This is a genomic window from Candidatus Thiopontia autotrophica (assembly GCA_014384675.1).
GTDB lineage: Bacteria > Pseudomonadota > Gammaproteobacteria.
The window spans coordinates 1-7,004 of sequence record JACNFK010000003.1; the positions used below are offsets into that span (position 1 = coordinate 1).

At 48.4% G+C, this 7,004-nt stretch carries 7 protein-coding genes; all 7 read left to right on the forward strand.

What is annotated here, in order from left to right:
* Positions 1-230: 230 nt before the first annotated feature.
* The gene (locus H8D24_00060; GenBank protein ID MBC8518787.1) at positions 231-1,265 is read left to right on the forward strand and encodes an N-acetyl-gamma-glutamyl-phosphate reductase; all 1,035 of its coding nucleotides are present in this window, start codon (positions 231-233) and stop codon (positions 1,263-1,265) included.
* Between the two features lie 85 nt (positions 1,266-1,350).
* Positions 1,351-1,701 (forward strand): iron-sulfur cluster insertion protein ErpA, encoded by a 351-nt coding sequence (erpA, locus tag H8D24_00065; GenBank protein ID MBC8518788.1) that lies wholly within the window; start codon positions 1,351-1,353, stop codon positions 1,699-1,701.
* A gap of 173 nt (positions 1,702-1,874) precedes the next feature.
* Positions 1,875-2,543, forward strand: coding sequence for a metalloregulator ArsR/SmtB family transcription factor (locus H8D24_00070; GenBank protein MBC8518789.1), 669 nt, complete (start codon positions 1,875-1,877; stop codon positions 2,541-2,543).
* Between the two features lie 30 nt (positions 2,544-2,573).
* A complete protein-coding gene (locus H8D24_00075; protein MBC8518790.1) occupies positions 2,574-3,872 on the forward strand; it encodes a tRNA 5-hydroxyuridine modification protein YegQ in 1,299 nt (432 codons plus the stop codon).
* A gap of 110 nt (positions 3,873-3,982) precedes the next feature.
* Positions 3,983-4,951 carry a porphobilinogen synthase gene (hemB, locus tag H8D24_00080; GenBank protein ID MBC8518791.1) on the forward strand — a complete coding sequence of 323 codons (969 nt, stop codon included), beginning with the start codon at positions 3,983-3,985 and terminating at the stop codon, positions 4,949-4,951.
* 19 nt (positions 4,952-4,970) lie between these two features.
* Positions 4,971-5,783, forward strand: a complete 813-nt coding sequence (gene aroE / locus H8D24_00085; GenBank protein MBC8518792.1) for a shikimate dehydrogenase — start codon at positions 4,971-4,973, stop codon at positions 5,781-5,783.
* Positions 5,784-5,788: 5 nt separating this feature from the next.
* Entirely contained in the window at positions 5,789-6,826 is a 1,038-nt protein-coding gene (locus tag H8D24_00090; protein ID MBC8518793.1) for a GNAT family N-acetyltransferase, read from the forward strand.
* Positions 6,827-7,004: the final 178 nt, after the last annotated feature.

Below are 7,004 nucleotides of genomic sequence, written 5' to 3' on the forward strand. Positions count from 1 at the left end.
AATGGGCGGCATGATGTAAATTATCGCTCAGCTCATCTCCAGATGGCCGCATAACGGCGTTAAAAAATGATCATTTACTTTTAGTAAACTCACATTTTTTGCCTTGTTCTGCAGCTGTCTGCAGAGGTTCCCTGGACGATGTTTGAGTATTATCGTCTCAAAAAAGCCCCGGTCAGCATTGATCGGGGCTTTTTTGTTAGAATTGGTTTTTTGTAAATTGAGATATAACGATGATTAAGGCTGGGATTGTTGGAGGAACCGGATATACCGGTGTAGAGTTGCTGCGATTGCTTGCAAAGCACCCGGATGTGGAGCTACAGGTTATTACCTCTCGTTCAGAGGCAGGGAAGCCTGTTGCAGAGCTATTCCCCAATCTGCGCGGACATGTCGGTATTGAGTTCTCCGAGCCCGATATAGAGCAGCTGAAGAGCTGTGACGTGGTCTTCTCAGCAACCCCAAACGGGGTGGCCATGACGATGGCTCGAGAGCTGGTGAGTGCGGGTGTGCGCATTATCGATCTGGCGGCAGATTTTCGTCTGAGTGATCCGGCAGTCTGGGAGAAGTGGTACGGAGTGCCCCATGCCTGTGAGGATCTGCTGGCAGAGTCTATCTATGGTCTGCCTGAGGTGAACCGTGAGGCAATTCGGGAGGCGCGAGTATTGGCTAATCCAGGATGCTATCCAACGGCTGTCCAGTTGGGGTTTTTACCTCTGGTTGAAAAAGGGCTGGTAGAGCTGAATGGACTGATTGCCGATTGTAAATCAGGAGTTAGTGGCGCCGGTCGTGGTGCAAATGTAGGAACTCTGCAGGCCGAGTCTGCAGAGAGCTTCAAGGCATATGCAGTACCTGGACATAGGCACTGGCCAGAGATTCACCAAGGGGTTGGCAGAATGGCGCATCAGAGTGAAATAGGGCTCACTTTTGTACCTCACCTGGTACCAATGATTCGTGGGATTCATGCGACACTCTATATGCAGCTATCTGAGAATGTTGCTGACCTGCAGTCAGTTTATGAAGAGAAGTATCTGAATGAGCCTTTTGTCGATGTGCTACCGGCTGGCTCTCATCCAGAGACACGTACGGTGCGTGGGAGTAATGTATGTAGAATTGCCATCCACAAACCTGAAGATTCAGATCACGTAGTTGTGTTGTCGGTGATTGACAATCTGGTCAAGGGCGCCTCTGGGCAGGCAGTGCAGAATATGAATATCATGTTTGGTCTTGATGAGACTACAGGACTGGATCTGGTCGCCCTCATGCCTTGATGGACGGTCTCTGAAAACCGTAAAAGTTGACTAATTTTGTCGGAGATCAGATAATTCATTGAATAATGATTCTGGAGATGTTTTTATGAAAGAGATTAATGTACTCAATGACTACGTAGGATTTACCGAGGCTGCAGCTATCAAGGTTAAGGCGCTAATTGCGGAAGAGGGAAATGATAATCTCAAGCTTAGAGTCTATATAACAGGTGGTGGCTGTTCCGGATTTCAGTACGGATTCAAGTTTGATGAAGATGTGGAGGAGGGGGATACCGTCGTAGAGAAAAATGGTGCCACCATGCTGGTTGACTCGATGAGTATGCAGCATCTCAATGGCGCCGAGGTTGATTACTATGAGGGGCTTGATGGCGCACGTTTTGTGGTCAATAACCCGAATGCAACATCAACCTGTGGTTGCGGGTCATCGTTTTCAGTTTAAGAAGCCTCTAAAAAGCTTAATGCGCCCTCTATTCCGCTCCTTCGGAAAATCCCTTGTGGGTCCAAATTCCTGCGCGATCATCATGCCCCCTGGCGAGAGCTGCGGGCTAGTTTTATTGAGTTGTTAAATCATACTTGACTCATTCAATAGAATGTGTGATTATTGATGGACTTATGCCAGTAAAAGACTATAAAAAATCAATTTTCGAGCAGTTTGCCCGTACCGGGAAAGCCTTTAGCAATGCCTATCGAATTGAGCTGTTAGAGATCCTTGCACAGGGAGAGCGTACTGTAGAGCAGCTCTCAATTACAGCCGAACTGACTGTTGCCAACACATCTCAGCATCTTCAACTGTTAAGAAATGCAGGATTGGTTACCGCAAGAAAGGTTGGGCAGTATGTCCACTACAACCTCTCTGACGACCTGGTTATTGATCTATTGGTGGCACTGAGAAAACTATCTGAGCGCCATCTGGCCGAGGTAGAGCGCCTGGTCAATACTTATCTAACTGTCAAGGATGATCTGGAACCTGTTCCGGTTAACGAGCTGATGGAGCGTGCTGGAGATGGCGTGGTCACAGTACTGGATGTCCGTCCTGAGGTTGAGTATGAGGCTGGACATATCCAGGGCGCAATAAGTGTACCGATGGACCAGCTTGAGGATCGCGTTGGTGAGCTTGATCCTGAGCGTGAGATTGTTGCCTACTGTCGTGGCCCATACTGCATGTTGGCTTATGATGCCGTTGCCAAGCTTCGTGAGAAAGGGTTCAAGGCGCGTCGTATGGATGAAGGTTTTCCAGAGTGGCGCAAAGCTGGCATGCCAGTTGAGATGAAAGAAGAGTAGTTCCCAATCCGGTAGAATATCCGGATGAAAATTAAATCCCCAGAACTTCTATCCCCTGCAGGGACACTGCAGCATATGCGTGCGGCTTTTGCCTATGGCGCAGATGCTGCCTATGCTGGTCTGCCACGCTATGGTCTGCGGGTGCGAGAAAATGACTTTGACCTTGCTGGATTGGGGAGCGCTATTGATGAGGCGCATCAGCAGGATAAGAAGCTATATGTAACAGCAAATATACTGGCTCATAACAGCAAGGTAAATACTTTCCAGAGAGATATAGAGCCCGTTGTTGAGCTTGGTCCGGATGCCTTGATTATGGCGGATCCTGGCCTGATCCATATTGTGAGAGAGCGCTGGCCAGAACAGACAATTCATCTGTCGGTACAGGCCAACAGCGTCAATTATGCGACAGTAAATTTCTGGAAGAGCATGGGTATTGAGCGGGTGATTCTCTCTCGTGAACTCTCTCTTGATGAGGTAGAGGAGATTCGTCAGCAGTGTCCCGATATAGAGCTTGAGGTCTTTGTCCATGGAGCGCTCTGCATGGCCTACTCCGGACGCTGTCTACTCTCCGGATACATCAATCACAGGGATGCAAACCAGGGGGCATGTACCAACGCCTGCCGCTGGGAGTACAGAGAAGTTGCCAGTAAGGTTGATGATAATGGCGACTTGGCAGTTGCTGATGATCAGGCGCATGGCCAAAGAATACTGATTGAAGAGATGGGACGCCCGGGGCAGCCAATCCCTATGGAAGAGGATGAGAATGGTACCTACATCATGAACTCCAAAGATTTGCGTGCAGTAGAGCATATTAAGCGTCTGGTTGAGATGGGGGTGGATTCACTTAAAATTGAGGGCAGAACCAAGTCCATCTATTACGTAAGCAGAGTGACCCAGTCATACAGGAAGGCGATTGATGATGCGGTTGCGGGCCGTGATTTTGATCCTTCACTGCTTGGTGAGCTTGAGAATCTTGCCAGCAGAGGATATACCGATGGTTTTTTCAAGCGACACCATGATGAGGAGTATCAAAACTATATTCAGGGGAACTCTTTGGGTCATCAGCAACTCTATGTAGCAGAGATTACAGATTATGATCCCCAGCAGAAGGTGGCAACACTACTGGCCAAAAACAAGTTCAGTGTTGGAGACAGAGTGGAGTTGATTATGCCTCAGGGTAATCGTGAGTTTGTTCTGGAGAGGATTGAGAATTTGAAAGGGGAGTTGGTTGATGTTGTTCCAGGCGGTGGTCATCGAGCACGGATTCCACTTGACCTCTCGTCACATGGGAATAGTTTCAGCCACGGGATGATTGCCAGATTCCTGTAAACCAATCTTTTTTACGTTAATATCTCAGATTAAGTAGTTACCAAACAATAACGAGGGGAGTAGTTGTGTCCAGGATAGAAGCAAGCCGAGGTCAATTTCCACATGTGAGAATGCGCAGAATGCGTAGAGATGATTTTTCGCGTCGGATGATGCGAGAGAATGTATTGACCCCAAACGATCTGATATACCCAATGTTTGTTATTGAGGGTAAAGACCGTCGCCAAAAGGTTAAGTCAATGCCGGGGGTAGAGAGGGTAACTATCGATCAACTGCTAAAAGAGGCAAAACAGCTGATTGATCTCGGTATTCCGACTATTGCCCTCTTTCCTGTGGTCCCCAAAAACAAGAAATCACTGCTCGCAGAAGAGGCCTACAACCCTGATGGCCTGGCGCAACGCGCAGTACGGGCACTCAAGAAGAAATTTCCGCAGCTGGGAGTAATGACAGACGTTGCTCTGGACCCATTCACCACCCATGGCCAGGATGGCATTATTGATGATAGTGGTTATGTCATGAATGATGAGACGGTAGAGGTCTTGATGCAGCAGGCGGTATCTCATGCGGAGGCAGGCGCCGATATTGTTGCACCATCAGATATGATGGATGGAAGAATTGGGGATATCCGCTTTGCGCTGGAAGAAGAGGGCCACATTCACACCAGAATCATGGCCTACTCAGCCAAATATGCATCCAGTTTCTATGGCCCATTCCGTGATGCGGTCGGCTCTGCAGCAAATCTTGGTTCTGGTGATAAATCAACTTACCAGATGGATCCAGCAAATAGTGACGAAGCACTATGGGAGGTCTCGCTTGATCTGGAAGAGGGGGCAGATATGGTGATGGTCAAGCCTGGAATGCCATATCTTGATATTGTCCGCAGGGTTAAGGATCAGTTCGGGGCCCCTACCTTTGTCTATCATGTAAGTGGTGAGTACAGCATGCTGAAGGCGGCTGCCCAGAAGGGATGGCTCAATGAAGAGGCGGTAGTGCTGGAGGCTCTACTGGGATGTAAACGTGCAGGTGCAGATGGGATTCTCACCTACTATGCCAAAGATGTAGCACGTTGGCTGAAGGCATAAACCTGGTTAACAAAACTCCATGACAGATCGATATATGGTGGTTGGCAATCCGATTGCCCATAGCAAATCCCCGCAGATTCACTCCATGTTTGCAGAGCAGACCGGGCAGGATCTGATCTATGAAAAACAGCAGGTAGAGGCGGGAGAGTTCGTACAGGTACTTAATGCCTTTCAACAACTTCAAGGCAGAGGGATGAATGTCACAGTCCCCTACAAGCACGAGGCATGGGAGGCAGTCGATGAGCTGTCGCCACGGGCACAGCGTGCAGGTGCAGTCAATACCATTCAGATTCGTGATGATGGCTCACGTTATGGTGACAACACCGATGGGGTTGGATTATTGAGAGATCTGACAATAAATCATAAGGTCATCCTTAAAGACAAAAACATCCTGATCATGGGCGCAGGCGGTGCAGTCAGGGGAATACTTGAGCCACTTCTTAACGAAAAACCAAACCAGATATCAATTGCCAACCGTACCCCAGAGCGTGCCGAAGAGTTGGCAGAGGAGTTTTCTGATCTCGGCAATATAGAGGGTGGAGGTTTTGATGAGCTCGATGGCCAACATTTTGACCTGATAATCAATGGAACCGCAGCCAGTCTGCAGGGAGAGATGCCGCCACTGCCATTTGATATTCTGGCTCCAGACGCAGTCTGTTATGACCTGATGTACTCGGCTGAGCCAACCCCATTCATGCAGTGGGGGGAGGAGTTTGGTGCAGTAAAAATAATGGATGGACTGGGTATGCTAGTGGAGCAGGCGGCAGAATCTTTTAGCCTGTGGCGAGGAGTGCACCCCAATACAGCACCGGTGATTAAGGCGCTGCGTTAACAGATGTGAAATTTAAGTGTTACAGCAAATGGAGTCAGCTACCTGCAGGTGTTGATTCGCTATTTGATCATAGTGGGGATGAGAGCATGTTTCTCACCCGCGAATGGTTCGAGGCACTTGATACAATAGCATTAGAGGATGGGCAGTCACTATTGCTGACCAGCGTAGTTGATGAAGAGAGTGTGCTGGCACTGTTGCCACTAATTGGAGAGGGTGAATACTGGCAATCAGTTAGCCATCGTTACACCGCCATCTACAGTTTGCTGTTAGCAGCAGAGAGACAGCCAGAAGTCCTGGCCTGTTTGGCTGAGGGGCTGAGTCAACACTCTATCCACTCTTTGCAGCTGAGCCCTGTTGCCGAAGATGATCATAATATATTGGGTCTGCAACAGGCTCTGGCTACCTTTGGTTACGAACCTCAAAAATACTTCTTTTTCTATAACTGGATCCATCGCACCCAGCAGCACTCATTCGATGCATACATGGCCGGAAGGCCTGCTCAATTGCGCAATACCATCACACGCAAACAGCGCAAGCTGGAGCGTGAACATGAATGCAAGATACGTATGTTCAAGGGGGATGAGGTACAACAAGGGTTGATAGATTACCACTCCGCCTATTCAGCTAGCTGGAAAGCGAACGAGCAGTATGTGGCGCTGCTCGATGCGGTAGCGATCAACCTGTCAGTACCGGACTGGACAAGAATAGCTGTTTTATATATCGACGGGAAAGCTGCTGCAGCACAGCTCTGGTTTGTTGTTCACGGTCAAGCGAGTATCTTCAGGTTGGCCTATGATGAAGAGTGGAAGCGCTACTCACCTGGCTCCATTCTTACTGCATACCTGATGCAGTATGTGATTGAAATCGATAAGGTTGAGGAGATTGACTTCCTCACTGGTAACGAGGCCTACAAGCGGGACTGGATGTCACTGCGTAGAGAGCGATGGAGGCTGTTATTTATCAAGCAGAATAGATCGCAGGGTGATTCAAGTACGTTGATGGCTATGCTCAAGAATGGGTTTAAGCGTATATTCAACAAGTAGGCCGACTGTAGGGCACAGTTCAGTCATGAAGAGATCTTGTTGATCTTATTATATAGTCAGGAGCGGAACAGAGCGAGCTTGTTGATTGTGTCAAAATTCACAGTATAGCGGCTTGGATCTGATGCTATATGGAATCCGTATATCACAATATTTAGTGATTCCGTATAATATACTGTTA